Here is a 25084-nt window from a genome sequence, read left to right on the forward strand (position 1 = left end):
TAAAGCCACTCTGTACAGATGACCAGTAATGCCTAGAGCCGCCATCGCCCTGATGAGCGGCGCTTACTGCGTGAAGGAGTCGCCGCCACCAGGGCGTTGCCAGCAAAAGCGTGGGTCAGTGCAATGGCTAGTGCATCGGCGGCATCTGCCTGGGGTGTCGCCGACAGGCCGAGCAGCGTGGTGACCATATGCTGCACCTGGCTTTTATCAGCGCCGCCCTGCCCGGTTACCGCTTGCTTAATCTGCCGAGCGGCGTACTCCGCGATACTCAGCCCATGGTTAGCCAAACAAACCAATGCTGCGCCGCGGGCTTGGCCTAGCTTGAGGGCCGAATCAGCATTTTTAGCCATAAAAACCCGCTCTACTGCAACAGCATCAGGGCGGTGCAGGCCAATCACTTCGCTAATACCGGCATATATTTGCGCCAAACGCTGCTCCAGTGCACCATCAGCCGTACGAATGCAGCCACTGGCCACATAGCGAGGCTTCACGCCTATTAGATCAATCACGCCGTAACCGGTGATACGTGAGCCTGGGTCAATGCCTAAAATTCTGACCGTGGTCGCCAGCTGTTTTTCGTCCATGGATTTTTCTCTTGGCACTGCCTAAAACAAAAACACCGACGCTAAGCGTCGGTGTTGTACTCGTCAAAACGTGAAGGCGGTCTTACTCGCCCGCTGCTTCCGCTTTGGCTTTTTGGCGTAAGCGAATGTTCAGCTCTTTGAGCTGATCAGCGCTGACTTCACCCGGTGCATCGGTCATCAAACAAGCAGCACTTTGGGTTTTCGGGAAGGCGATGACTTCACGAATGGTTTTCGCACCGGCCATGAGCATGACTAAGCGGTCCAGACCGAAGGCCAAGCCGCCATGGGGCGGTGCGCCGTACTGCAAGGCATCCAGCAGGAAGCCGAACTTCTCTTGCGCTTCCTCTTCGCCAATACCCAAAATTTCAAACACGGTGCTTTGCATGGTTTGATTGTGAATACGGATAGAGCCGCCACCCAGTTCGGTACCGTTAAGCACCATGTCATAAGCGCGAGAAAGCGCTTTAGCCGGGTCTGCTTTCAGCTCTTCCGGCGAGCAGGAGGGCGCTGTAAACGGGTGGTGAAGCGGGCTTAGACGGCCATTGTCGTCGGCTTCGAACATGGGGAAGTCAACGACCCACAGCGGCGCCCAGGCTTGAGTGTAAAGGTTCAGGTCGGCACCCAGCTTGACACGCAGCGCGCCAATGGCTTCGTTGACGATACGCGCTTTATCCGCACCGAAGAAGATAATGTCACCATCTTCAGCGCCGACACGATCAAGCAGCTCTTCGACCACGTTTTCCATGAACTTAACGATCGGCGACTGCAGGCCATCTAGCCCTTTGGCACGCTCGTTGACTTTGATCCAGGCAAGGCCTTTAGCGCCGTAGATGCCTACGAACTTGGTGTATTCGTCGATCTCTTTACGGGAAAGCTTGGCACCGCCCGGCACTTTAAGAGCCGCCACGCGGCCATCTTCTGCCTTGGCCGGCCCTGAGAACACATTGAAACTAACCTGCTGCATCAGGTCGTCAACGTCGGTGAGCTCCAGCGGAATACGCAGATCGGGTTTATCCGAACCAAAGCGATCCATGGCTTCTTGCCAGGTCATACGCGGGAATTCCGGCAGTTCGACGCTCAGCACTTCCTGGAACAGTTGACGAATCATGGCTTCGGTAATACCCATGATGTCGTCTTCTTCCACGAAAGAGGCTTCGATATCGATCTGTGTGAATTCAGGCTGACGGTCAGCGCGCAGGTCTTCATCGCGGAAGCACTTTGCGATTTGGTAGTAGCGGTCAAAACCCGCCACCATCAGCAGCTGCTTAAACAGCTGGGGAGACTGTGGCAGTGCAAAGAAGCTGCCCGCGTGAGTACGGCTAGGCACGAGGTAGTCCCGGGCACCTTCAGGTGTGGCTCGTGTCAGCACAGGCGTTTCAATATCTAGAAAGCCTTGGTTTTCTAGGTAAGCACGTACGTTATGAGAAATACGCGAACGCAGCCGCAGTTTTTCGATCATATCCGGGCGGCGTAGATCAATATAGCGGTGTTTCAGACGCACTTCCTCACCGACTTTGCCATGCTCATCAAGCTGGAAAGGCGGTGTCGCTGCGCTATTCAGTACTTCAACTTCTTTGGCCAGCACTTCAATCATGCCGGTGGGCATGTTGGGGTTCTGGGTGCCTTCAGGACGCAGCCGAACACGACCAGTAATGCGCAGAACATATTCGCTGCGTGCACGGTCGGCATTAGCAAACGCCTCGGCGGTATCGGGGTCTACGACAAACTGAGCGATACCATCACGGTCACGCATGTCGAGAAAGATAACCCCACCGTGGTCACGACGGCGGTGAACCCAACCGCAAACGGTGACCGTTTGATCCACCAATGTTTCGTTAAGCTGGCCGCAATAATGGCTGCGCATGTCACATCCTGTTCTGTTTCGTGGCAATTAAGTTGTCTTGAGCCTTTAAAGGCCCTGACAGCCGCGGCTACGCCGCGGCGCCTTTTTTCGTTGACGTGCTGCCGACATCGCTTTTCGCGCTACCCGCTGCTTGTCCGTCGGCAGCTAAATTCTTTTTGCTACCTGTTTTGAAATCAGTTTCGTACCAACCGCCACCCGCTAAGCGGAACCCGGCTGCTGAGACCAAGCGCTCTAGATCATCTTGCTGACACGCAGGACAGCTTGTTAACGGATCGGCGCTAATTTTCTGAAGTTTTTCCATGCGATGGCCGCAGGCCTTGCACTCGTACTCATAGATGGGCATGTTGATGGCTCCTGAAAAGCTCAACTCCGACAGGTTTTATGTTGACAGTGTCGTGGCAAACTTAATGTTACCAGGCTGACAATATGTGGCCTGTCGAGATAAATTCCAAGACTGCGGTCGATAGAGCGGTCATTATACCCTTTTGTGCCCCCTGCCGAGCAAGGCCAAGCGGCTTTCGGCAGTTAATGGAGAAATAAAATGCCCAATGCGGTCATACTGGATGCCCAAAGCCTTGGCCCTGACATTGATTTGACGGCTATTCGTGATGCCGTCACGCACTTAGAAATACATCAGCAAAGCACCACAGCGCAGGCGCGTGAACGCCTAGCAGATGCCGAAATTGCCATCGTCAATAAAGTAAGGCTGGATGCTGAGACGCTTTCACAGCTGCCTTCGTTACGATTGATCTGCGTGCTGGCCACTGGCTTGAATAACATTGACCTAGATGCTGCCAAAGCCCACAACATTACCGTTAAAAACGTGTCGGCCTATGGCACCGCTAGTGTGTCGCAGCACACGCTGATGCTGATGTTATCACTGGCGAATCGCTTACCCCGCTATCAAGCGGATATTGCCGATGGGAAATGGCAAGCGAGTGATTTTTTCTGCTTACAAGATCACCCAACACTCCAGCTTGCTGGCAAGCAGTTGGTGATGGTGGGTCAAGGAGAGCTGGGGTCTGAAGTGGCTCGGCTTGCAGAGGCGTTTGGTATGCAGGTCACGTTTGCCGCCCGTCCTGGCAACGAGCAAAACGATCAGCGACCTTCGCTGGATGACCTACTGCCCTCGGCAGATGTGATTAGCCTGCACTGCCCACTGAACGATGCTACTAAGCACCTTCTCAACAAAGAGCGTCTAGCGAAAGCAAAGCCGTCACTGCTAATCGTCAATTGCGCTCGTGGCGGTATTATTGATGAAGAAGCCGCGCTGGAAGCGCTTCGTAGCGGTAGCATCGGTGGTCTAGCCGTCGATGTGCTACCTGTCGAACCACCCAAAGATGGACACGCACTATTAGATGCGCTGGCGAATGCAGAACCCCTCAATCTGATCGTAACGCCGCACAACGCGTGGATCACGCCCGAAGCACGGCAAAACATCGTCGGCTTAACCGCCGACAATATTCGTGCGTGGCAGACAGAGAATCACTAACTTGCCAGCTAGGCACACTAAACGTGTGCCTAATAGGTCGAAAAGTGGTCAGGAGCGTAGTGATGAGCATCCAGTGTTTCAAGTGTGACATGGGTCACCCGCGCCCCTTCTGGGCCCTGCCAAAGCCATTGGCTAAGCTCGGCAACGGCTGAAGAGGGCCCGCACATTAGCACTTCAACCCTGCCATCAGGCAGGTTCTTAGCGTAGCCGGTTAAGCCACGCATCAATGCCTGCTCTTGAGTGGCACGCCGGTACCATACTCCCTGCACTTTTCCTGTTATGTAGGCACGTACGCAGCAATGGGCCATGACAAACTCCTCCGTCGTTAAAGCAGCTCATGCTTAACCAGAACAGCGCTATTGCGGGGCACCAGTGGACGCCCACGTCGTAGTAGCAACGAGCGTGTGAACGCTGCACCAAAGAGTAAGATAAGCGAGCTGTAGTATACCCATAGTAAAATCATAACCACCGAACCCGCCGCACCATAGGTGGATGCCGTGGCCGTGTAGGCGAGGTAAATGGTAATAACACTGCGACCAATGGTAAACAGCACTGCTGTCACCACCGCACCAATGAAGACATCCTGCCAGCGAAGCACTACATCGGGCAGCACTTTAAAAATAGTCGCAAACAGCAGAGCGACCATGGCAAGCGATATTAACGACTCGGCGGTGGTGGTTAGTAGGCTTGCAAATGGCAACAGGTCGTTTGTCGCGTCTAGCATGCCGCGAAGCACCACTCCAAGCACTAGCGACACCAGCAAAATAAAGCCGATAGACAGTACAACGGTTAACGATAACAAACGGTTTTTGATAAAAATAAGTGCGCTGTTGCTATTTGGCTTCGCTCTAACCCCCCAAATGGTATTCAGCGAGAACTGCATCTGCGCAAATACGGTCGTTGCACCGATTACAAGGGCAATAAAGCCAAGAATTGTGGGCAGAACCCCCGACTCTTCAATGCGAGACTGGGCAACCGCCTGCTCTATTGCCAAGGCAGCTTCTGTGCCTAAGGTTCCTTGTAACTGCGCCACGATCTGACCATGAGCCGCCTCTTCGCCGAGGACCACGCCAATCACTGTAACCGCAATAATCACCGTGGGAGCTAACGAGAACAGCGTGTAGAACGCCAGCGACCCAGCGTAGCTAAACGCGTTACGCTCAAGCCAGAGTGACGTTGCATCTTGAATTACCTTCCACCAAAAAACGAGCGTGCGCTTAAGCATCATCATTCCCTTAAAAGCAAATCACAGAGTTTTCATACAACGCTTATATACTGATTAATCAATAAGCATACCCAATGAAAACGCTCAGCGCAGGTATGATTGCGTTGCAGAGGCTGATGGGGCCGACCATAATGGCAACGCTTTATTCTCACATTTTCAGCAATCAAGGACACGCAATGAACTCAGATGCAGCTCGGTCTGTAACGTCTTATGACTTTGATTGCTTAGTATTTATTGGTCGCTTTCAGCCTCCCCATTTAGGCCACCTTGCCATCATCCGCGAAGCCCTTAAACAGGCTCGACAGGTAATCGTCATGGTGGGCTCCTCCTGGCAGGCGCGCTCGCTTCGTAACCCGTGGCATTTTGATGAGCGCCAAGCCATGATCCGCTCAGGATTTGATAATGGGGATAATCAACGACTTGAAATCACTCCGCTTCTGGATGCGCTTTACAACGATGATGTATGGGTCAGGGACGTGCAGCGGAAAGTGCGCGATTTAGCTGCTCCCGCCAATGCACGGTTGCCAAGAATTGGTCTCATCGGCGCAAGTCGTGGGCAGTCCAGCTACTATTTATCGCTTTTTCCCCAATGGGAGTCGGTGAGCGTACCGCTCGTGGAGGGCATTTCGGCCAGCCAAATTAGAGAGCGGCTTTTCCGCTCACCTGGCTCAACCAATGATTACCTCAGTACGGGGGCTTACCATGACTTGCCCCCTGGCGTGGTAGAAAGCGTGGGTAAATTCTGCAAAGGCGAGGCCTATCATCGACTGTTGGAAGAGCAGCAGTTGCTCGATCAGTATCGACAAGCATGGTCACAGGCGCCCTACCCACCCATCTTTGTCACCGTTAACGCGGTGGTTGTGCAATCAGGGCACGTATTACTGGTGAAGCGTACTGCGGCCCCAGGGAAAGGCCTATTCGCGCTGCCCGGTGGGTTTATCAATCCCCATGAGCGATTACTAGATGCCTGTTTGCGTGAGCTGCGTGAACGGTTGCGCTTAAAAGTGCCAGAACCGGTATTGAAAGGCTCTCTGCGTGGCCAGCGGCTGTTTGATGAGCCCCACCGTAGCTGGCGAGGGCGCACACTGGCCGAAGCGTTCTACTTTGCTTTGCGGCCTGACCAGCAGCTGCCGCGCCTTAAACCCGTTAAGGGTGGCGACCATGCCCGCTGGGTGGCACTCGCCGACTTGGAGCCAGAGAGCCTCTTTGAGGATCACTTCTTTATTATTCAGAATTTCCTCGGCCTGCCTGCGGATTTTGGGTCCCTTTAAGCCTGCAGGAAATCACGCGGCAGCTTCATCATCTGCCGCCATAGGCGCTCTACTCCCGGCTTGTGGACCAGAGAGCAGCGATAGAGGCGAATTTCCAGTGGAATGTCCCAACTCTCATCGCCTGCTCGCACAAGCTTACCGGTTTTTAGCTCCTCACGAATACAGAAATCAGGAATCCAGGCAACCCCTACGCCCTGTAATACCATGCCCTTCAAACCTTCAGCCATGGCGGTTTCGTAGACCGTTCTAAGCTTCATGCGCAGCGGGTCGTTTTTCAGCAGCATCCGCACGCTGCGACCTAGAAACGCCCCCTGAGTATAGGCCAGATAAGGAATGGAGCTATCGCGCTGCAAAGAGAACAACGGTTTCCCATGCTCGTCAGGCAGCGAAACAGGAAGCATCTTGACCTTGCCGATCGAAAACGAAGGAAATACCTCCGCATCTAATTGCATTGTGGCGAAAGGGTCGTAGTAAGCCAGCATTAAGTCACAGTTCCCCTCACGCAGCACATGAATGGCTTCACCGACGTTCATGGCAACCAAACGCGTTGGCAACTCCCCTAGCCCTTTTTGTAGCCTAGAGATCCACGGCGGATAAAAACTGAGCGCTAACGAGTGCGCCGCGACGATATCCAATGCTTCGTTGGCAATGGAGAGCCCTCGCAAATGGCTGAGCGATTCGTTTAACTGTTCAACTAAGTTGCGGGCGGTCACCAAAAATAGCTGCCCTTCTGAGGTTAAGCCAATCGGCGTCGTTGATCGGTCCACTAAGGTAACGCCAACTGCCTGCTCTAATGCCCGAATACGCCGACTAAACGCAGGCTGGGTGACATGGCGCTGTCGGGCAGAGGCAGAAAAACTGCGGGTATTCGCCAGTGCGACGAAGTCTTCTAGCCATTTTGTTTCTAGATTCACCCATGACTCCTGTTATTTGAACGTTGATGGCTTGCGTCATTTGGTTGGGGCAAACGATTACTGTACGGGTGCCATCAAATAAGCAGCACGGGACACGACTTTTTTCCACATGGGGCGCTGACTCACTTCATCGAGAGTCACTCGGCGGCACTTGGAAAAATCGGCTTCCAGCATGGTGGCAACATCGTTGGCAAAATCGGCGCTGGGAATGAACGCAGTGATTTCAAAATTTAACCGAAACGACCTATTATCCAGATTTACCGTACCTACAGTGGCGGATGAATGGTCGACAAGCATGACTTTTTGATGTAGAAACCCAGGTTGATAACGGTATATTTTCACACCCGCTTTTAACATATCCGGCAAAAAAGAGAACGCAGAGAGGAATACCAGCAAATGGTCGGGGCGCTCCGGGATCATGACGCGCACGTCGACGCCTCGCATAGCTGCCAATCGTAAAGAGTCTTGGACGCTCTGATCAGGTACGAAATAGGGGCTCGTAACCCAAAACCGCTGGTTGGCGCTATGAATCAGCTGTTGAACAAGTAATCCAGCCGTATCCTGCTTATCGGCTGGACCTGACGGCACAATCACCACTTGCTGATCTTGCTGTGGGTGACTTTCCGCGTGCCAGTTCAAGGTAATGACATCGCCTGTTGCCCAGTGCCAATCCTCCCAAAAGGCTTCTTGCAGCCCTAGTACACACGGCCCCTGCACTTTCAAATGGGTGTCTCGCCAAGGGCCGTGCTTAGCACTTTTGCCAAGATACTCGTTGCCGACGTTAAAGCCGCCTATCCACCCCTGCTTGCCATCTACTACGGCAATTTTTCGATGGTTACGGAAATTGAGCTGAAAGCGGTGTTTTAGCCCGCGTGATGAGCGGAAAGGTGTGACCTCTGCGCCACTTGTACTTAATTCATTTAAATAGCCGTCATTTAGTTTACGGCTACCAATTTCGTCATATAGAAAATAAACGCGCACACCGCGCTTAACCGCTGCAATCAGATGCTGCTGGAGCTGCCTGCCTAACTCATCATCGCGAACGATAAAGAACTGGATCAGCAGATAATCCTGCGCTTGATTAATACCTGCAAATAGGCTGTCAAAAGTGGCATCGCCATCAATTAACAGCTCGGTGCTATTGCCTTTCGTCAGCGGCATCATCGCTAATTGTTCAACCGCTTGAATATCGGTATTCTCGGAAATAGCGACATGGGGCTTTACGTTATGTCGATAGCGAACGAGCACTCGGCGCAACACCGAATCCCTGGCACCTCTTGCCGTCACATACCCATAAAAACGTGGCCTGCCAAACAGCCAGTACGCTGGCACCGCCGCATAGGGAAAGGTTAGCAGTGAGATAATCCACGCCACTGCACCCTGTGACGTACGGCTCGACATTAATGCCATCACCGCCGAGATCATTCCCAGCACGTGAATCAGCATGATCCCTGTCCCTAGCAACCAAGAGGCCATTCGCTATTCCTCACCATCCGTTAGGACCTGTTATTTCTGACTACTCCATAAACAGGAGCCCCGTTAGAACGGGGCTCCTGTGGTTAAGCAACGCCTATATCACCTCAGCGTATCATGCTTTTTCGGCAATAATTTCTTTCCATTTAGCCGGGCCTGTCTGGTGAACAGAGGTGCCTTGGCTATCTACCGCTACCGTGACCGGCATGTCTTCCACCTCAAATTCGTAGATGGCTTCCATTCCCAGGTCTTCAAAGCCCACCACGCGTGACTTTTTGATCGCTTGGGCAACCAGATAAGCAGAGCCACCCACCGCCATGAGATACACTGCTTGGTTGTCACGGATCGCTTCAATGGCAGCTTGGCCGCGCTCTGCTTTGCCGACCATACCCAGCAAACCAGTCTCCTCCAGCATCGTCCGAGTGAACTTATCCATGCGTGTGGCCGTGGTGGGGCCTGCAGGGCCAACCACTTCATTGCCGACCGGGTCGACTGGGCCAACGTAATAGATAAAGCGCCCTTTCATGTCGACCGGCAGCGGCTCGCCTTTGGCGATCATATCCACCATACGCTTGTGGGCAGCATCGCGGCCCGTCAGCAGTTTGCCGTTTAACAGCAGTGTATCACCGGGCTGCCAGGTTTTGACTTCTTCGGGCGTGACAGTGTCTAAATTGACACGCTTGACGTTATCGCCCGTTTCACGGGTAATCTCCGGCCAGTCTTCCAGCTTCGGAGCCGGTAAAGCTACTGGGCCAGAGCCATCCAGCGTGAAATGCGCATGCCGGGTGGCTGCACAGTTGGGAATGATCGCCACCGGCTTATTGGCAGCGTGGGTCGGATAATCTTTGACTTTGATATCCAGTACCGTGGTCAGGCCACCTAGGCCCTGGGCACCAATACCGCTTTTGTTCACCTTATCGAACAGCTCAAGGCGCAGCTCTTCGGCACGGTTGCTTGCGCCACGGGCCTGAAGCTCTTGAATATCGATAGGATCTAATAGCGCTTCTTTGGCAATTTCCATTGCTTTTTCAGCGGTACCGCCAATACCAATGCCAAGCATACCCGGCGGGCACCAGCCAGCACCCATTTTGGGAAGCTGTTCCATCACCCAGTCGACCACGCTATCGGAGGGGTTGAGCATGGCAAACTTCGATTTCGCCTCGCTACCGCCGCCCTTCGCTGCCACATAAATATCGACCTTATCGCCCGGCACAATTTTGTGGTGAATGATGGCGGGCGTGTTGTCTTTAGTGTTCTGGCGCTTGCCATCCGGGTCGGCAAGGACCGAGGCGCGCAGTACGTTATCCGGCAGTTGGTAGGCGCGGCGCACGCCTTCGTTGATCATGTCGTCGAGGCTTAGCTCGGCGTCCCATGTGACGTTCATACCTACGTGAACGAACACTGTCACGATGCCGGTATCCTGGCAAATTGGGCGGTGCCCTGTTGCGCACATGCGCGAGTTAATCAAAATCTGAGCGATGGCATCCTTTGCGGCGGGGTTCTCTTCACGCTCGTAAGCGGCGGCCATTGCATCGATGAAATCTTTCGGGTGGTAGTAAGAGATGTACTGCAGAGCATCGGCAACGCTTTGGATCACGTCGTCCTGGCGAATCACGGTCATGGATTAACAGCTCCTCGGTTATCGTCTTGGCTGCAGCCTTCGCGGCCGTCTAAGTGTGCAGGAAGTATACCGTATTGAGAATCACGCGGCAGCCAATGCACCGAGTAACCGCTTGCTGTTACGTAGCGCTTTGGTCTGATTGTTTGAACATAGCTATTAAGATAACGGTATAAAATTTATCCTAAGGAGAAGGCTGTCATTGTGGGCAAGAGTATAGCCGCCGAGACCCGACCATCATGCGCTCAATCACACTGCCGCAACGATGGCACGAGAGCCCGGCGCGCTCAAATACGCTGAACCGCCAATCTGTTTTTCAATGCGATCGCTGCGCGGCGAATCTCTGGATCTTCAGACATCGCTTATCCTAGCGCCAGCTGCTTCTCTTTCATTTGATGGAGCTGGTCGCGCAACCGCGCCGCTTCTTCAAACTCGAGGTTTTGAGCCGCTTCAAACATGGCATCTTCAAGCTTACTAATGGCCGTGAGCAAGTCTTGCTTACTCATGGCAGCCACATCGTAACCACCTTCAGGCTCGGCCACCTTACGCTCATTGCCCTTACGCCGACTGCTCTTCTTACCTGGCGTCTGCGCGGCTTCTAGGATATCTGCAACCGAGCGGGTAACCGTCGTGGGGGTAATGCCGTGCTTCTCGTTATGCGCCATCTGTTTATGGCGCCGACGCTCGGTCTCATCAATTGCTTTCCGCATGGAGTCCGTAATGCGGTCGCCATATAAAATCGCTTTACCGTTGGCGTTACGCGCTGCACGACCAATGGTTTGAATTAACGAGCGTTCGGCGCGAAGGAAACCCTCTTTATCGGCATCCAGAATCGCCACCAAAGAGACTTCAGGGATATCCAACCCCTCCCGCAGCAAGTTGATGCCCACCAGCACGTCAAACTTGCCCAGGCGTAGGTCACGGATAATTTCCACCCGCTCGACCGTATCAATATCGGAATGTAAGTAGCGCACGCGAATACCATGCTCATCAAGGTAATCAGTCAGGTCTTCTGCCATGCGCTTGGTTAAAGTAGTAACGAGCACCCGCTCGCCTACCGCTGTTCGCAAACCGATCTCCGACAGCAGATCATCGACTTGCGTGCTGGCCGGGCGTACTTCAACTTGCGGATCCAGTAGCCCTGTTGGCCGAACGACTTGTTCGACGATCTGGCTTGCGTGCTCAGCTTCATAGTTGCCTGGTGTTGCGGATACGAAGATCGTTTGTGGCGATATAGCCTCCCACTCCTCAAACTTCATGGGGCGGTTATCCAACGCTGACGGCAGGCGGAAACCATACTCGACCAGTGTCTCTTTACGCGAACGGTCGCCTTTGTACATCCCGCCTACTTGGGGCACGCTCACGTGTGACTCATCGATAAACAGCAGCGCATCATCCGGCAGGTAATCAAAAAACGTGGGCGGTGGCTCGCCAGGTGCACGGCCAGAGAGGTAGCGAGAGTAGTTTTCAATACCGTTGCAGTACCCCAGCTCCAGCATCATCTCAATATCGTAAAGCGTACGCTGCTCAAGCCGCTGGGCCTCTACTAAACGCTCGTGCTTACGCAGCCACTCCAAGCGCTCTTTGAGCTCTGCTTTGATGGAGTCGATGGCTTCTAGAATGGTCTCACGAGGCGTCACGTAGTGGGATTTTGGGTAAATCGTCATCCTTGGGACTTGCCCGCGCACATCGCCAGTGAGCGGGTCAAATAAACGGATAGAATCGATTTCGTCGTCGAAAAGCTCAACGCGCACCGCTTCCTCATCCGAATCCGCCGGGAAGATATCAATCACGTCGCCGCGCACGCGGTAAGTACCGCGACGGAAATCCATATCGTTGCGGGTGTACTGCAGCTCTGCCAAGCGGCGTAGGAAGGCGCGTTGGTCAATCAGCTCACCACGAGTGAAGTGCAGCCGCATCTTCAGGTATTGGTCTGGATCACCCAAACCGTAGATCGCCGATACAGATACCACGATTAGCGCATCACGGCGCTCCAGTAACGCTTTCGTAGCGGAAAGACGCATCTGCTCAATATGGTCATTGATTGAGGCATCCTTCTCAATAAACGTATCTGACGAGGGCACATAGGCTTCGGGCTGGTAGTAGTCGTAGTAGGAGACGAAGTACTCAACAGCGTTATCGGGGAAAAACGATTTAAATTCGCCGTACAGCTGTGCCGCCAGGGTTTTGTTCGGCGCCATCACGATGGTGGGCCGCTGAAGTTGCTGCACCACATTGGCCATGGTGAAGGTTTTACCTGAACCGGTGACCCCGAGCAGCGTTTGATGGGCAAGCCCGGATTCCAAACCACTGATCAACCCGCGTATGGCCGCAGGCTGGTCGCCCGCAGGCTGAAATTTTGACTGCAGACGAAATTCCTTGCTCATCGTTGCTCCTGTTGAGGAAGTAGGCCTACGCGGTATGGGTCGCTATCTCTATCGTTGCCTGGGTCATCAGGCGCTGAATCGGACAGCGGTGGCTAATGTCTTCCAGCTTTGCTCGCTGTTCTGGATCGCTGATGCCATGCAATTCTAACGTCACATCTAGCTTGTAAACGCCTTTGCGCTCTTCGCTATCGTCACGTTGAACCTTGACGGTGATGCCTTCCAGTGGCCACTGTTTGCGCTTGGCGTACATTTGGACCGTAATTGCCTTACAGGTTCCCAACGCGATATCGAAATAGTCGTGGGGGTCCGGGGCACTATCATCGCCCCCCATCGCAGTGGGTACATCGGCATAGAGATCTTCCATACCACTTACCTCGATACGCTGACGAAAAACGCTATTTCGTTCGCTAATCACCACGATAGGCGGATGCATTACGATACCTTGACGCGAAGATTAAGTTTTTCAACCGCTTTAATTAGCGCTTCTCGCTTAGCACGACCCTCCACTTCCGCCCCATAGCGCCCCACTTCGGCGCTATCGACGCCGTCAAGCATCATCAGTGCGGTGGTGATTTTGTTAACTTGTTCGGCGGTAGTGACGCCTTGAAAGCTTAATGATTGAACTGCCATGCCGCGTCCTTTGCTGAATAATTGTCAACTCACATACAATGGGACTGTATACAGGAAATTACCTATGCAAACCTGATACAGGACAAAGAGTCTAGCATGCTCCCAAGGCCTTGCAATCTGCCTATTCTGCCCACACTTTTACAAGCACGCTTTACTGACACATCCCACTAACTACGCCCAGGAGTGACTATGGCCACCGCGAACACGCAGCCCCCCAGCGCCGTACGTTTGACCCAGTATGCCGCGCTCGATATTAAAGGGGCCGATGCGGAGAAATTCTTACAGGGCCAAGCTAGCGCACAGGTGGGATTGGCGAATGGCACTTTCGCACCGCTCACCTGCTTCTGTACCCCTAAAGGGCGCATGTTGGCCAATGGGCAGTTATTGAGGCTCGGCAGCGACCATTTCCGCTTGGTACTAGATGCCTCTCTTGCGGACGGACTGCTCACCCATCTGAAAAAATTTGCCGCTTTCTATAAAGCAGAGCTTTCAGTGGTAGGCAGCGTCACGTTTGCAGGCGCCAGCGAGCCTGCAGATACGCTTGCCAATCAACTAGACATCACGCTGCCCGACCAACCTTATACCCACACTACCAGTTCAAAGGGAACGGCGTTGCGGATGCCCGGCAAACCCCATTGGCTGTTGATGTTTGAAGAGGATGCCAGCGACCTCGTCAACAGTGATGATGCTTTACACAACGAGTGGCAGCTTGCAGATATTCGCAGCGGTCTTGCTTGGCTTACCGCTAAACAGCAGGATCACTTTCTCCCCCAAATGCTGAACTGGGAAGCATTAGGCGGCATTAGCTTTAAAAAAGGGTGCTATACAGGCCAAGAAGTCGTCGCCCGCGCTCACTTTCGTGGCCAAGTGAAAAAACGCTTAGTTCACGCTAGTATTAATGCGGCCACCCTTCCTGAGATTGGCGAGTCACTGCTTGATGACAACGGTAAGACGTTGGGAGAAGTGGTCAGCAGCGCATTTAGCGGCAAGCAGCAGGTAGAGTTGCTAGCGGTGATGAACACCAAGGTCATGGAAGATAATTTAGCAGTTTATTGGCAACAGCAGCCTATCACGCTGTATGAGATGCCCTACCCCATTGAGCGCTTGGACCCGGAGCAGATCGCGGCTCAGCTTGCTTGAGGTCAGGAATTGGTCTCATCGCCTGTTAACTTAAACACTCGTGCGGCGTTGTCACTGCTCAGCGCTGCCACGGTATCAAAAGATTGCCGACGCCGCCTCGCCACCTCCTGAGCCACCAGCATTACCCGAGAAGGCTCATTCCGCTGGCCCTGATAACCGCTTAATGGCATATCGGGGCTGTCGGTTTCCAGCACAAACCCATCATCGGGTAGTTTTGCCACCACACGGCGTAACTTTTGAGCGCGCTCATAGGTCACCGCGCCGCCCAGCCCCAGCACATAACCAAGGTCCAAAAACTTGACGGCCTGCTCGTAAGAACCGGAAAAGGCGTGAATGAGCCCGGCACCTGGCAGCGCTTGCTGACGAAGCCGCTTGCTGACCGTATCATTTGCCTTAACGCAGTGCACCACCACAGGCAGCTTGCAGCGTTTAGCGATGTTTAACTGCTCATCGAAGTAGTGCCATTGCTCGTCCAGGCTATCCGTAAAGCGACCATCAATACCGCATTCGCCAATGGCGACTGGCCGGGCTGGGCAAGCACCAGCAAGCTGCTGAAGTATGAGGGTTTCGAGCGCTTTCAAATCATCTGGCTGGTGCTGCTCAATGAAGTACGGGTGAAGCCCTAGGCAGATGCTGACATCGTCACGCTCACCCAGCGCCAATACCTTTTGCCAACGCGCACGCACCGTGGCAGGTACAATAAAACGGCAAACGCCCACTGCCTGGGCAGCGGCGATCACGGCATCACGATCCGTATCGAACTCCGCTACATCCAAATGGCAGTGGGCGTCTATCAGCATATTGCTCTCTTTAAGGGGTTTAATGCTCGCGGGTAGACTGGAAGCGAATATCCGGCCAGCGCTCCTGGGTCATTTGCAGGTTAACCCGCGTAGGCGCGATGTAGGTCAGGTAACCGCCGCCATCAATGGCGAGATTAGTACTGGCCTTGCGCTTAAACTCTTCAAGCATTTTGGCATCGTTGCAATACACCCAGCGGGCGGTTTGCACGTTGACGCCTTCATAAATACAGTCGACCTTATACTCTTCCTTCAAGCGGTGAGCGACAACGTCAAACTGCAGCGTACCAACCGCCCCTAGAATCAGGTCGTTGTTATCCATCGGCATAAAGACCTGGGTGGCACCCTCTTCCGACAGCTGCTGCAGGCCTTTCTGTAGCGCTTTCATCTTGAGCGGATCTTTCAGGCGCACGCGCTTGAAAAGTTCAGGCGCAAAGTGAGGAATGCCGGTAAAGCGCATATCTTCACCCACGGTGAACGTATCACCAATTTGAATAGTGCCGTGGTTATGCAGGCCAATAATATCGCCCGGCCATGCCTCTTCCACTTGAGAGCGGTCTGAGGCCATAAAGGTCAGGGCGTCAGCGATTTTGACGTCTTTACCAATGCGCACATGGCGCATTTTCATGTTCTTTTCGTACTTGCCGGAACACACCCGTAGGAAGGCGATACGGTCCCGGTGATTCGGGTCCATATTGGCCTGAATTTTAAATACGAATCCAGTGAAGCGATCATCGTGGGCGGTCACTTCACGCGTATCAGTTTCACGTGGCTGCGGAGCCGGCGCGTGCTCGACAAAGCCGTCTAGCATTTCACGCACACCGAAGTTACCCATAGCGGTACCAAAATAGACCGGCGTTAGCTCACCACGACGATAGGCTTCCAAGTCAAACTCATGGGAAGCACCCCGTACTAAGTCTACTTCCATACGCAGCTCTTCCGCCTGCTCTTCACCTAGCACGGCGTCAACTTCTGGGTTATCTAGCCCCTCAATACGCTTGTCATCAGGTATGCGACTACCCTGACCTTGGGTATAGAGATGAATAACATCATTATAGAGGTGGTAAACCCCTTTAAAGTGACGCCCCATGCCAATGGGCCATGTCATGGGCGCACATTGGATGTTCAATACCGTTTCTACTTCGTCCATCACTTCAATAGGATCGCGGATATCGCGGTCCATTTTGTTGATAAACGTGAGGATAGGCGTAGTGCGCAGACGACACACTTCCATCAGTTTGATGGTGCGATCCTCGACGCCTTTCGCACCGTCGATGACCATCAGCGCGGAATCAACCGCCGTCAGCGTGCGGTAGGTGTCTTCAGAGAAGTCTTCGTGCCCCGGCGTATCCAGTAGGTTGACGATACGCCCACCATAGGGGAACTGCATCACCGACGTGGTCACCGAGATGCCCCGCTCTTGCTCCATCTTCATCCAGTCAGACGTAGCATGACGATCATTACGTTTGCTTTTCACAGACCCCGCCAACTGGATGGCATTTCCAAACAGCAGCATCTTTTCTGTGATTGTGGTTTTACCGGCGTCAGGGTGCGAAATAATCGCAAAGGTACGGCGTAGCTCAGCTTCGCGCGCTAATTGGGCGTCAGACATGGAGTTCTCTAAGATGGTACAACGTGATGACTTAAAACGTAGCGCCAAACCTTCGGCGTTGTGTGTGCCTATGGTAACGCAACTCGCCTTCAACGGCATACCATCACATGCGGGGCGCCGTGCCGATAGATATAAAAAACGCCGACAGGGTCGGCGTTTGGGGTCTCTAGCAACAGAAGGGTTAAGCGTAGGTGTTTACCTGGGTGCCTACACTACCTTCTTGAGCCAAGCTAGGCTGTGCCCCGGTATCTGCAGAGGCGAGCACCTCGGTAATTTGTTCGGACTGCATATCCAGTGCTTGCTTGAACAGTTGCATTTGTGCCTGCTCAGCAGTTTGCGCCTGGTTCATATACAGTGCCGTGCTAACTGCATTACTTGCGGCGACATCCATTATTGCACCTCAATCTATTGAGTGACTCATTCAGCCTAGCAAACCCAGCCTTCCTATGCCATGTTTGTACTTTTTCATTATGTAACAGGCTGCGGCGTCATATTTAAAACCGGTCTGCCCGAAACGGTGCCATATCAATGGCGGTTGGTTTGTTTTCCATCATGTCCGCCAGCAGCTGGCCTGTCGCCGGACCGAGGGTGAACCCTTGGTGGCCATGTCCAAACGCTAGCCACAGGCCAGGATGGCGTGGCGCTGGGCCAATAACGGGCTTCATATCTGGCAAGCAAGGCCGTGCGCCTTTCCACGCCGCGCTATCTTTTCGCTCACCTAGCGGGAAAATTGTCCGCGCCACTTTTTCGGCAGCGCCCAGCTGCTCTTCATCCGCGGGAGATTCAAGGCGGTCTAGCTCTGCCCCCGTCGTCAGCCGCACACCTGCATTCATCGGTGCCAGCAAATAACCGATCTCGGCGTCCATCAACCAGTAGTTTAATTTGGCCGTTGGCTGTGTCGCGTAGTGCATGTGGTAGCCACGTTTCACAAACGTGGGGAAGTGGTAACCCAGCGGTTTCATCCATTGGCCAGCCCAGGGGCCAAGGGCCATGACAACTTGTTCAGCCTCAAACGACTCCGCACTGGTCGTCACTTTCCAGCGATCATTTTGCTGAGTGATACCAGTGATGTCCGCTTGTACCAGTTGTCCGCCCATCGCTTCAAACGACGCCGCATAGGCAGCCACTAAGCCACCCGGGTCAGCGACTGTCCAGGGGTCTAGCCAGTGAATAGCGCCGATGATTTTATTGCCTAGCTGCGGCTCCTTCTCACTCAGCGCTTCGCGATCAAGAACGGTGAACTGTACGCCGTAAAGCTCGCGGGCTTCTTCAGCCTCTTTAACTCGCTTAGCGAGCTTTTCCGGCGTGCGATAGATTTCAAGCCACCCTTCCTTACGCACTAGATGCTCAGCACCAGCGGCCTCAATCATCGGCGCGTGGGCGTCCAAACAGAGCTGAATTAACGAGGCGTACTCAGGCACGATTTTTTTGTAGAGCCGTGACGAAGAGTGGTGCCAGTAACTCAGCAGTGGCGAGGCCGCATTGACCATACCGGCAGGCCGGTAACGGATATCGACCCGACGGTTTGGAAGCACACTCAATATCGTTTTCATATCACGGGGAAACGGATAAGGCCTAACTGCTTCACGCTGGATAATGCCCGCGTTTCCAAACGAGGTTTCGCGTCCAGGCTGGCGGCGATCTACCAGCGTTACTTGATAGCCACGCTTTTGCAGCTGCCAAGCAATACTGACACCCACCATGCCTGCTCCTAAAACCACCGTTTGACGCGCCATTATGATGCACTCCTCTCGCTCTATTGTTTGCCCAGTCACATGCTGCTAATCACATAAGCAACATATTGAAAAATATCACCAATCAAATAGCTTATGCACAGTTATAAACACTATTTTTAGACATTTTTTTAGTCTTTTATGACGCAAAAAGCCTAATTAAGGATGACTTTGCTAAGCACGGCATAACATTTGCTTAATCTCAGTTAACACTGCGTTTAACACCCCAGAAACCTTCCGCGACAGAAGCCACCGTGCGGCATTAATAGAAGACATATTTCCTAACAACGCACTATGTCAGTGCTCACCTTGCACCAGATCAGCACAAGGATCACGTCAATGACCGACAGCTTTGATACAACACTCATGGATATGCTTTGGGTACTGTGGGCAGCTGCGCTGGTTTTCGTCAGCCCGTACCACGCTGGCTTCCATTGGCGACGGCGTTATTACCTGCGACGCCAGCGGCAATATCACGTGCGTGCTACACCGCCAAAGAGGCTGGTCGCAACCGCATTCACTGCTATCAACCTAACGACCACCTGCTGCTAGAACGTCACGGCGAACTGCAGTGGGTTCAGCGGCTACAAAATGCCCTAGATAACGACGCCTTTCGACTTTACGCGCAACCGATTAGCGCCGTATGCGGCAACGGGCCGGGCTATCGGGAAATTTTACTGCGTTTGGAGGAGAACGGCATACTCATTACACCCGGCAGTTTTCTACCCGCCGCCGAACGCTATCACTTTATGGTGAGAATTGATCGCTGGATGGTTCGCAACACGTTGGCGTGGTTGGGTGACCGTTATCGCTGCGCGGAGAACCATACCATAGGCCACTGGGGTATTAATTTATCTGGGGATTCGCTATCAGACAGCGATTTTTGTCAGGAGCTGGTACAGCAGGTAACCAGATTAAAGTGATGCCGCGATAGAGGGGTATAAAACAGACAATGGCTAAAAAAGCCAAAAAGAAATGCTTATTTAACTAGCAGAGACGCTGGAGAGCTTTGTAAAAGAAGAAGAGATATAAGAGAGTAAATTACAGGTTAATGGGGTGGATGATGGGGATCGAACCCACGACCACCGGAGCCACAATCCGGGGCTCTACCACTGAGCTACATCCACCACAACCTGAAACTTTTAATGCTGCCTTGTCAATGGGGTGGATGATGGGGATCGAACCCACGACCACCGGAGCCACAATCCGGGGCTCTACCACTGAGCTACATCCACCACTGACAAAAAGCAAACTTGAGAATACCCAACTGGAGAACAAACACTGAAAAGTATTTGATTGGCACGCCCAGCAGGACTCGAACCCGCAACCTACGGCTTAGAAGGCCGTTGCTCTATCCGGTTGAGCTATGGGCGCACATAGTGTATCCAGAGTGAATACTGATGAGCACTTGACCACAACCAAAGTTTGGAGAAGCAGATTAACACCTTCCGTGCTAGGTACGTGGTCGGGATGGAGGGATTCGAACCCCCGACATCCTGCTCCCAAAGCAGGCGCGCTACCAGACTGCGCTACATCCCGATTTCTTACCTTAGACGTTGCTGCGTGTCCCGTCTCAAGCGAGGCATATATTACTATTTCTAATTTTAAAGTCAACACTTAAAGTGATTGATTCGATAGGCGCTTTGCCTTGCCGCCCTACCATGCGAAAATTGCCCCCCTTAAAAGCGCGTTCTACCACCAGCGCTTGTCAGTTTGCTTTGCTTTTCAACCTTCATAGGGATCTCATTACATGACCGCCCAACTCATCGATGGTAAAGCCATCGCCGCTAATGTCCGTCAACGCGTTGCCGAGAAAATTACCGCACGTCAGCAAGCTGGCGCTCGCGCACCCGGACTAGCCGTTGTTGTGGTCGGCGAAGATCCAGCCTCTCATGTGTACGTAAGCAATAAACATCGCGCATGTGAGCAGGCTGGCATTCTCTCTTTTCAACATGCCCTGCCAGCGGACACCACCCAGGAAGCGTTAGAGGCATTGGTCGATGAGTTGAATAACGACGCAACTGTGGATGGCATTCTGGTTCAGCTCCCCCTGCCCGCCCACCTCGACGCTCGGCCAATTCTGGAACGCATCCGCCCTGACAAAGATGTCGATGGTTTTCACCCTTACAACCTTGGCCGCCTGGCCCAGCGCTTACCTTCACTACGCCCCTGTACGCCAAAAGGCATTATGACCATGCTGGCGCAAAGCGGTATCGCGGTACGCGGCATGGACGCCACCATTGTGGGAGCTTCTAACATCGTTGGACGCCCGATGGCACTTGAGCTAATGCTGGCAGGCTGCACCACTACGATATGCCACCGTTTCACCCAGGATTTAGCCGGCCATGTCAGCCGTGCAGATTTAGTCGTTGTTGCCGTCGGTAAACCCGGCATTGTGAAGGGCGAATGGATCAAACCAGGCGCCGTGGTGATTGATGTCGGCATTAACCGTCAAGATGACGGCACCCTCGTCGGTGACGTCGACTTTGCTGCAGCTGCAGAGCGCGCCAGCTATATCACTCCCGTACCGGGTGGCGTTGGTCCCATGACCGTTGCCACGTTGCTGGAAAACACTCTTGAAGCCGCCGAACGACACGATCAGCAGCATTAAGCACTGAGCGTTTCAACAATTAAACCTCACGAATTACGACGGAGAATGCGACAGTGCAACGGATTGGAATTATTGGCGCAATGGCGCAGGAAGTGAATATTTTAGCGGGGCAGCTTGATAACGCCGAGCGCTACGAGCACGCCGGATTTGTATTTCATACCGGTACGCGCCACGGCTTGGAAGTAATCATTCTGCAATCGGGTATTGGAAAAGTGAACGCGGCGGTTGGCACGGCGATTTTATTAGAGCGCCATCAGCCGGATGCGATCATCAATACTGGCTCAGCTGGCGGGTTTGCCACCGACTTAGCCATTGGCGACGTTATCATTTCCGATGAAGTTCGCCACCACGATGTCGATGCAGTGGTATTTGGCTATGAGCTAGGCCAAGTACCAGGTATGCCTGCTGCCTATCATGCGGATAGCCGCTTGCGCGACATCGCTCGCGGCGCGATTGCAGCACTTGGCGAGGTAAACGTACGCGAAGGGATGATTGCCACTGGCGATGCTTTTATGGCCGACCCCGAGCGGGTAGCCACCACACGCGCCCAATTTCCCACCATGCTGGCAGTGGAAATGGAGGGCGCTGCGATTGCCCAAACTTGCTACCTCTATGACTGCCCGTTTGTCGTCATTCGCGCCCTCTCTGACATCCCTGGCAGTGGCGACAACCACCTCTCTTTCGAGCAGTTCCTCGATATTGCCGCCGACCACTCATCACGGATGGTGGATCAGATGCTCATCGCCCTGGGCGAAACTAAGTAAGTGTCATCGCCTAACTGCGCTAACGAAAACGGAGCCTTAATGGCTCCGTTTTCGTTGAGACTTATACAGCGCGTTACTTTTGCATCGCCCATTGCAGTGTTTCACCTGCCAGCAGCGGCACAATGGTTTGCCCCGATGCGTAGGGGTAACTCTCGGGCAATACCCATTGACGGCGCTCAAGGGTTACCGTATCCGTATTCGGCGCCAAGCCGTAGAAGCGTGGGCCGTTCAGGCTAGCAAACGCTTCTAGCTTATCCAGCGCCTGCATCTCTTCGAACGCCGTCGCGTATAGCTCGATGGCAGCGGGAGCGGTATAGGCACCTGCACAGCCGCAGCTCGACTCCTTATCGCCTTTCGCGTGGGGTGCACTATCCGTGCCTAAAAAGAATTTCGGGCTACCGCTGGTCGCCGCTTTCAGCAGGGCTTGGCGGTGCTGTTCACGCTTGAGAATAGGCAAGCAGTAGTAGTGAGGACGAATGCCGCCCGCTAACATTTTGTTACGATTGAACAGCAAATGGTGAGCGGTGATAGTCGCCGCTACGTTATCGGAGGCGCTGGCCACAAACTCAGCGGCCTGCTGAGTGGTAATGTGCTCGAATACCACTTTCAAACTAGGATGACGCGCCAGCAGCGGTTTCATCACCCGCTCAATAAACATCGCTTCCCGATCGAAAATATCGATCTCGTGATCAGTGACTTCTCCATGCACCAATAACGGCATGCCTAGCTTGGCCATCATAGCAACCGTGGCGTCACAGTGAGCAATATCCGTCACACCTGACGCAGAATTGGTCGTCGCCCCTGCTGGATAGAGCTTCACGGCTTTAACAATACCGCTTTTTGCCGCGCGCTCAATTTCTTCAGGTGGCGTCGTATCCGTCAGATAAAGCACCATCAAAGGCTCAAACGCACTACCTTCTGGTAGCGCTGCCAGGATTCGCTCGCGATATGCTATTGCCTGCTCTGTCGTCGTCACCGGCGGTTTCAGGTTAGGCATAATAATAGCGCGCCCCATTTGCGCAGCAGTATGCCCCACCACGGCGTTTAACGCCTCGTCATCACGTAAATGCAGGTGCCAATCATCGGGGCGGGTAATGGTAATAGCGTCCACGGCAAATCCTATTCTGATCTTGGGTAAGGGAGTTCAGAGAGCTGCCACAGTATACTCAATACGGCGATAGGATAAATCTGCGCGTCACCCCCACAGATAAGCGCAAGTGTCGTATCATGGCGGCACGCTGTAAGATCAAGGATTCAGTTGTTTATGCAGAACGTACGACGCTATGCGGATTTTATCGCCAGCATCGAGGGATTGGCGTGGCTGGGGCTCGCATGGTCGATTTCTATATCAATGCACCGTCAAAGCACCGAACCTACTCTGGCGATGCTATTTATGGTGGCAACGCTGGTCCTGTTTAGCTGGGCACATCGACCTATGCGCTATTTACTGCGCCGTTACCACATTCGTAAGCGCCGCACTGACATGTGGATTCACACGCTGGCGCTCCCGCTGCTACTGGCGATGTTTTTCCACATTATGTTGGAAGCGTTGCTCGGCTCGGCCTGGCTCCCTCCTAAGATGCTGCTGTTTAACCTGTTAGCCTCTGCGGGTTGGATGACGTTTGTCATGACCCTATTTATTAAGTTCGTTATCCATAGCGTCAAAACATCAAGTAAATAAGCCGCCTCATGCCTACTGCTCTGCCCTTGCCGCTCTCTACGCCTAACCGCAATCTAGTACGGCTCACCATCGTTCGGGGGATCACCTGGACGGGGTTTTTGATGGCCATTATTGTAGGCATCGAACTACTAGCATTTAAATTGCCCGTCACAGCCGTGGTCAGCGTAGTCATTGCCATGGGCATGTTGAACATTGCCACGTGGTGGCGGCTGGGTAGGCCTAGAGCCGTTAGCCATGGCGAGTATTTATCGCATTTATTAGCCGACATCGCAGGGCTCACGCTGCTGTTTTACTTTTCAGGGGGCTCCACCAACCCGTTTATCACTTACTACTTGGTGCCGGTGACTATTGCCGCAGCCACCCTACCTTGGCGCCACGCGTGGATCATCGCCGCCTGCGCCATGGCAGGCTACAGCTTCCTGATGTTTTACTACCACCCGATACCGCAGCTAGGACATATCAGTAGCGATGGCCCGTTAAGTCTACATATCCTAGGAATGTGGCTGAACTTCGGACTTTCTGCCGGCCTAGTCACCTTCTTTATTTATAAAATGGCCCACGCCCTGCGCAGCCGGGATAAAGCGCTTTCCCGCACCCGGGAGGCTGCGCTACGCAACGAGCAAGTGCTCGCCGTGGCCACCCAAGCAGCGGGTACTGCTCATGAACTGGGAACGCCGCTTTCTACGATGGCCGTGCTATTGAAAGAGATGCAGGCGGACGCGGAGCAAGAGAGCTCACTAGGGCAAGACATTGCGCTGCTGCGCCAGCAGGTGGATATCTGTAAATCGCGCCTGCAGCACTTGGTCAGCAATGCTGACCGTCGGCGCATGGCCGAACCTGAAATACTCGATGCGGAAGTATGGCTGGCAGGCGTGGTACAGCGCTGGCTCGTAATTCGGCCCGATGTTAGCCATCGTTTTGAAGTCGCTGAACGCCGCGGCAGACCTTGGCTGGCAGTTGATGCCACCTTAGACCAAGCACTGACTAACTTGTTGAATAACGCCGCCGATGCCAACCCCGAGCACATTGCTATTCGCCTGGATTGGCAAGACGAGGAGGTGGTGATTGATATTCGTGATCACGGCCCAGGCGTGGCGATGTCAATTGCGGATCAGCTAGGCGATACCTTTGTCTCCACTAAAAGCAAAGGCATGGGCATTGGCCTATTTCTCACCCACGCCACGATTAACCGCTTCGGCGGCGGCGTTAGCCTTTATAACCATCCAGAAGGTGGAACGCTGACCGAGGTCACCCTGCCGCGTTGCTCAGCACCAACCTAGGGTGAGAC

Annotated in this window: 24 protein-coding genes, 4 tRNA genes and 1 pseudogene; 8 read left to right on the forward strand and 21 right to left on the reverse strand. The window is 53.5% G+C overall.

What is annotated here, in order from left to right; all coding sequences use genetic code 11:
* Window positions 1-32 precede the first annotated feature (32 nt).
* The 3 genes from ruvC to AC13CN_RS04005 form a co-directional block, all read right to left on the reverse strand.
* Window positions 33-584: a crossover junction endodeoxyribonuclease RuvC gene (gene ruvC / locus AC13CN_RS03995; RefSeq protein ID WP_062359692.1), complete on the reverse strand. Its 552-nt coding sequence runs from the start codon at window positions 582-584 to the stop codon at window positions 33-35.
* 82 nt (window positions 585-666) lie between these two features.
* On the reverse strand, window positions 667-2448 hold the full coding sequence (aspS, locus tag AC13CN_RS04000) for an aspartate--tRNA ligase (protein ID WP_062359694.1): 1782 nt from the start codon (window positions 2446-2448) through the stop codon (window positions 667-669).
* Between the two features lie 67 nt (window positions 2449-2515).
* Window positions 2516-2791, reverse strand: a complete 276-nt coding sequence (locus tag AC13CN_RS04005; protein ID WP_044630077.1) for an FmdB family zinc ribbon protein — start codon at window positions 2789-2791, stop codon at window positions 2516-2518.
* A gap of 198 nt (window positions 2792-2989) precedes the next feature.
* Here AC13CN_RS04005 and AC13CN_RS04010 point away from each other — a divergent pair, with 198 nt between their 5' ends.
* Window positions 2990-3940: a D-2-hydroxyacid dehydrogenase gene (locus AC13CN_RS04010; protein ID WP_044630078.1), complete on the forward strand. Its 951-nt coding sequence runs from the start codon at window positions 2990-2992 to the stop codon at window positions 3938-3940.
* Window positions 3941-3969: 29 nt separating this feature from the next.
* Here AC13CN_RS04010 and AC13CN_RS04015 read toward each other — a convergent pair whose 3' ends face one another.
* Together AC13CN_RS04015 and AC13CN_RS04020 are read right to left on the reverse strand one after the other, a co-directional pair.
* Window positions 3970-4248 (reverse strand): acylphosphatase, encoded by a 279-nt coding sequence (locus tag AC13CN_RS04015; protein ID WP_044630079.1) that lies wholly within the window; start codon window positions 4246-4248, stop codon window positions 3970-3972.
* A 17-nt stretch (window positions 4249-4265) separates the two neighbouring features.
* Window positions 4266-5165: a YihY/virulence factor BrkB family protein gene (locus AC13CN_RS04020; RefSeq protein WP_044630080.1), complete on the reverse strand. Its 900-nt coding sequence runs from the start codon at window positions 5163-5165 to the stop codon at window positions 4266-4268.
* Window positions 5166-5341: 176 nt separating this feature from the next.
* Here AC13CN_RS04020 and AC13CN_RS04025 point away from each other — a divergent pair, with 176 nt between their 5' ends.
* Window positions 5342-6436 carry a bifunctional nicotinamide-nucleotide adenylyltransferase/Nudix hydroxylase gene (locus AC13CN_RS04025; RefSeq protein ID WP_253557070.1) on the forward strand — a complete coding sequence of 365 codons (1095 nt, stop codon included), beginning with the start codon at window positions 5342-5344 and terminating at the stop codon, window positions 6434-6436.
* On the opposite strand, the gene AC13CN_RS04030 is transcribed toward AC13CN_RS04025, so the two are convergent.
* The 7 genes and pseudogenes from AC13CN_RS04030 to AC13CN_RS04060 all read right to left on the reverse strand — a co-directional run bounded on the left by AC13CN_RS04030 (window position 6433) and on the right by AC13CN_RS04060 (window position 13458).
* Window positions 6433-7350 carry a LysR substrate-binding domain-containing protein gene (locus tag AC13CN_RS04030; protein ID WP_044630082.1) on the reverse strand — a complete coding sequence of 306 codons (918 nt, stop codon included), beginning with the start codon at window positions 7348-7350 and terminating at the stop codon, window positions 6433-6435. The genes AC13CN_RS04025 and AC13CN_RS04030 overlap by 4 nt on opposite strands.
* 57 nt (window positions 7351-7407) lie before the next feature.
* Entirely contained in the window at window positions 7408-8826 is a 1419-nt protein-coding gene (cls, locus tag AC13CN_RS04035; RefSeq protein ID WP_062359700.1) for a cardiolipin synthase, read from the reverse strand.
* A gap of 112 nt (window positions 8827-8938) precedes the next feature.
* Window positions 8939-10444 carry a fumarate hydratase gene (locus AC13CN_RS04040; protein ID WP_253557071.1) on the reverse strand — a complete coding sequence of 502 codons (1506 nt, stop codon included), beginning with the start codon at window positions 10442-10444 and terminating at the stop codon, window positions 8939-8941.
* Between the two features lie 196 nt (window positions 10445-10640).
* A pseudogene (locus tag AC13CN_RS04045) lies at window positions 10641-10757 on the reverse strand (endonuclease VIII); the annotation flags it as partial.
* A 46-nt stretch (window positions 10758-10803) separates the two neighbouring features.
* The gene (gene uvrB / locus AC13CN_RS04050) at window positions 10804-12828 is read right to left on the reverse strand and encodes an excinuclease ABC subunit UvrB (protein ID WP_054641202.1); all 2025 of its coding nucleotides are present in this window, start codon (window positions 12826-12828) and stop codon (window positions 10804-10806) included.
* 25 nt (window positions 12829-12853) lie between these two features.
* A complete protein-coding gene (locus AC13CN_RS04055; protein ID WP_062374462.1) occupies window positions 12854-13261 on the reverse strand; it encodes an OsmC family protein in 408 nt (135 codons plus the stop codon).
* Window positions 13261-13458, reverse strand: coding sequence for a hypothetical protein (locus AC13CN_RS04060; RefSeq protein WP_062374460.1), 198 nt, complete (start codon window positions 13456-13458; stop codon window positions 13261-13263). The genes AC13CN_RS04055 and AC13CN_RS04060 overlap by 1 nt, the downstream gene beginning before the upstream one ends.
* A gap of 189 nt (window positions 13459-13647) precedes the next feature.
* On the opposite strand from AC13CN_RS04060, the gene ygfZ reads away from it, so the two are divergent.
* On the forward strand, window positions 13648-14598 hold the full coding sequence (ygfZ, locus tag AC13CN_RS04065) for a CAF17-like 4Fe-4S cluster assembly/insertion protein YgfZ (RefSeq protein WP_253557072.1): 951 nt from the start codon (window positions 13648-13650) through the stop codon (window positions 14596-14598).
* A 2-nt stretch (window positions 14599-14600) separates the two neighbouring features.
* Here ygfZ and AC13CN_RS04070 read toward each other — a convergent pair whose 3' ends face one another.
* The 4 genes from AC13CN_RS04070 to AC13CN_RS04085 all read right to left on the reverse strand — a co-directional run bounded on the left by AC13CN_RS04070 (window position 14601) and on the right by AC13CN_RS04085 (window position 18743).
* The gene (locus AC13CN_RS04070; RefSeq protein ID WP_253557073.1) at window positions 14601-15398 is read right to left on the reverse strand and encodes a TatD family hydrolase; all 798 of its coding nucleotides are present in this window, start codon (window positions 15396-15398) and stop codon (window positions 14601-14603) included.
* Between the two features lie 19 nt (window positions 15399-15417).
* A complete protein-coding gene (locus AC13CN_RS04075; protein WP_044630090.1) occupies window positions 15418-17007 on the reverse strand; it encodes a peptide chain release factor 3 in 1590 nt (529 codons plus the stop codon).
* Between the two features lie 181 nt (window positions 17008-17188).
* Window positions 17189-17398 carry a putative motility protein gene (locus AC13CN_RS04080; RefSeq protein ID WP_054641201.1) on the reverse strand — a complete coding sequence of 70 codons (210 nt, stop codon included), beginning with the start codon at window positions 17396-17398 and terminating at the stop codon, window positions 17189-17191.
* A gap of 103 nt (window positions 17399-17501) precedes the next feature.
* On the reverse strand, window positions 17502-18743 hold the full coding sequence (locus tag AC13CN_RS04085) for an NAD(P)/FAD-dependent oxidoreductase (RefSeq protein WP_044630092.1): 1242 nt from the start codon (window positions 18741-18743) through the stop codon (window positions 17502-17504).
* Between the two features lie 383 nt (window positions 18744-19126).
* On the opposite strand from AC13CN_RS04085, the gene AC13CN_RS04090 reads away from it, so the two are divergent.
* Window positions 19127-19663, forward strand: coding sequence for an EAL domain-containing protein (locus tag AC13CN_RS04090; RefSeq protein WP_233420274.1), 537 nt, complete (start codon window positions 19127-19129; stop codon window positions 19661-19663).
* A 129-nt stretch (window positions 19664-19792) separates the two neighbouring features.
* Here the strand turns inward: AC13CN_RS04090 and AC13CN_RS04095 are convergent.
* The 4 genes from AC13CN_RS04095 to AC13CN_RS04110 all read right to left on the reverse strand — a co-directional run bounded on the left by AC13CN_RS04095 (window position 19793) and on the right by AC13CN_RS04110 (window position 20279).
* Window positions 19793-19867: transfer RNA gene (locus tag AC13CN_RS04095), tRNA-His, on the reverse strand.
* 33 nt (window positions 19868-19900) lie between these two features.
* Window positions 19901-19975 (reverse strand) — tRNA-His (locus AC13CN_RS04100).
* Between the two features lie 62 nt (window positions 19976-20037).
* Window positions 20038-20114: transfer RNA gene (locus tag AC13CN_RS04105), tRNA-Arg, on the reverse strand.
* 88 nt (window positions 20115-20202) lie between these two features.
* Window positions 20203-20279: transfer RNA gene (locus AC13CN_RS04110), tRNA-Pro, on the reverse strand.
* A 211-nt stretch (window positions 20280-20490) separates the two neighbouring features.
* Between AC13CN_RS04110 and folD the strand changes: the two genes are divergently transcribed.
* Both folD and mtnN read left to right on the forward strand, forming a co-directional pair.
* Window positions 20491-21351, forward strand: coding sequence for a bifunctional methylenetetrahydrofolate dehydrogenase/methenyltetrahydrofolate cyclohydrolase FolD (gene folD / locus AC13CN_RS04115; protein ID WP_062359863.1), 861 nt, complete (start codon window positions 20491-20493; stop codon window positions 21349-21351).
* Between the two features lie 53 nt (window positions 21352-21404).
* Entirely contained in the window at window positions 21405-22115 is a 711-nt protein-coding gene (gene mtnN, locus AC13CN_RS04120) for a 5'-methylthioadenosine/S-adenosylhomocysteine nucleosidase (RefSeq protein WP_044630550.1), read from the forward strand.
* Between the two features lie 73 nt (window positions 22116-22188).
* Here mtnN and pyrC read toward each other — a convergent pair whose 3' ends face one another.
* Window positions 22189-23226 carry a dihydroorotase gene (gene pyrC, locus AC13CN_RS04125; RefSeq protein ID WP_253557074.1) on the reverse strand — a complete coding sequence of 346 codons (1038 nt, stop codon included), beginning with the start codon at window positions 23224-23226 and terminating at the stop codon, window positions 22189-22191.
* Between the two features lie 153 nt (window positions 23227-23379).
* Between pyrC and AC13CN_RS04130 the strand changes: the two genes are divergently transcribed.
* Together AC13CN_RS04130 and AC13CN_RS04135 are read left to right on the forward strand one after the other, a co-directional pair.
* On the forward strand, window positions 23380-23796 hold the full coding sequence (locus AC13CN_RS04130) for a hypothetical protein (RefSeq protein WP_054641585.1): 417 nt from the start codon (window positions 23380-23382) through the stop codon (window positions 23794-23796).
* 8 nt (window positions 23797-23804) lie between these two features.
* Entirely contained in the window at window positions 23805-25076 is a 1272-nt protein-coding gene (locus tag AC13CN_RS04135) for an ATP-binding protein (RefSeq protein ID WP_058577964.1), read from the forward strand.
* Window positions 25077-25084 lie beyond the last annotated feature (8 nt).

The sequence above is a fragment of the Vreelandella sp. L-25 genome (genome assembly GCF_056857535.1).

Bases quoted from the DNA above. Each gene is read 5' to 3' on its own strand.
- ruvC (WP_062359692.1), bottom strand. From the start codon at position 584: ATGGACGAAAAACAGCTGGCGACCACGGTCAGAATTTTAGGCATTGAC.
- aspS (WP_062359694.1), bottom strand. From the start codon at position 2,448: ATGCGCAGCCATTATTGCGGCCAGCTTAACGAAACATTGGTGGATCAA.
- AC13CN_RS04005 (WP_044630077.1), bottom strand. From the start codon at position 2,791: ATGCCCATCTATGAGTACGAGTGCAAGGCCTGCGGCCATCGCATGGAA.
- AC13CN_RS04010 (WP_044630078.1), top strand. From the start codon at position 2,990: ATGCCCAATGCGGTCATACTGGATGCCCAAAGCCTTGGCCCTGACATT.
- AC13CN_RS04015 (WP_044630079.1), bottom strand. From the start codon at position 4,248: ATGGCCCATTGCTGCGTACGTGCCTACATAACAGGAAAAGTGCAGGGA.
- AC13CN_RS04020 (WP_044630080.1), bottom strand. From the start codon at position 5,165: ATGCTTAAGCGCACGCTCGTTTTTTGGTGGAAGGTAATTCAAGATGCA.
- AC13CN_RS04025 (WP_253557070.1), top strand. From the start codon at position 5,342: ATGAACTCAGATGCAGCTCGGTCTGTAACGTCTTATGACTTTGATTGC.
- cls (WP_062359700.1), bottom strand. From the start codon at position 8,826: ATGGCCTCTTGGTTGCTAGGGACAGGGATCATGCTGATTCACGTGCTG.
- AC13CN_RS04040 (WP_253557071.1), bottom strand. From the start codon at position 10,444: ATGACCGTGATTCGCCAGGACGACGTGATCCAAAGCGTTGCCGATGCT.
- uvrB (WP_054641202.1), bottom strand. From the start codon at position 12,828: ATGAGCAAGGAATTTCGTCTGCAGTCAAAATTTCAGCCTGCGGGCGAC.
- AC13CN_RS04055 (WP_062374462.1), bottom strand. From the start codon at position 13,261: ATGCATCCGCCTATCGTGGTGATTAGCGAACGAAATAGCGTTTTTCGT.
- AC13CN_RS04060 (WP_062374460.1), bottom strand. From the start codon at position 13,458: ATGGCAGTTCAATCATTAAGCTTTCAAGGCGTCACTACCGCCGAACAA.
- ygfZ (WP_253557072.1), top strand. From the start codon at position 13,648: ATGGCCACCGCGAACACGCAGCCCCCCAGCGCCGTACGTTTGACCCAG.
- AC13CN_RS04070 (WP_253557073.1), bottom strand. From the start codon at position 15,398: ATGCTGATAGACGCCCACTGCCATTTGGATGTAGCGGAGTTCGATACG.
- AC13CN_RS04075 (WP_044630090.1), bottom strand. From the start codon at position 17,007: ATGTCTGACGCCCAATTAGCGCGCGAAGCTGAGCTACGCCGTACCTTT.
- AC13CN_RS04080 (WP_054641201.1), bottom strand. From the start codon at position 17,398: ATGGATGTCGCCGCAAGTAATGCAGTTAGCACGGCACTGTATATGAAC.
- AC13CN_RS04085 (WP_044630092.1), bottom strand. From the start codon at position 18,743: ATGGCGCGTCAAACGGTGGTTTTAGGAGCAGGCATGGTGGGTGTCAGT.
- folD (WP_062359863.1), top strand. From the start codon at position 20,491: ATGACCGCCCAACTCATCGATGGTAAAGCCATCGCCGCTAATGTCCGT.
- AC13CN_RS04130 (WP_054641585.1), top strand. From the start codon at position 23,380: ATGCAGAACGTACGACGCTATGCGGATTTTATCGCCAGCATCGAGGGA.
- AC13CN_RS04135 (WP_058577964.1), top strand. From the start codon at position 23,805: ATGCCTACTGCTCTGCCCTTGCCGCTCTCTACGCCTAACCGCAATCTA.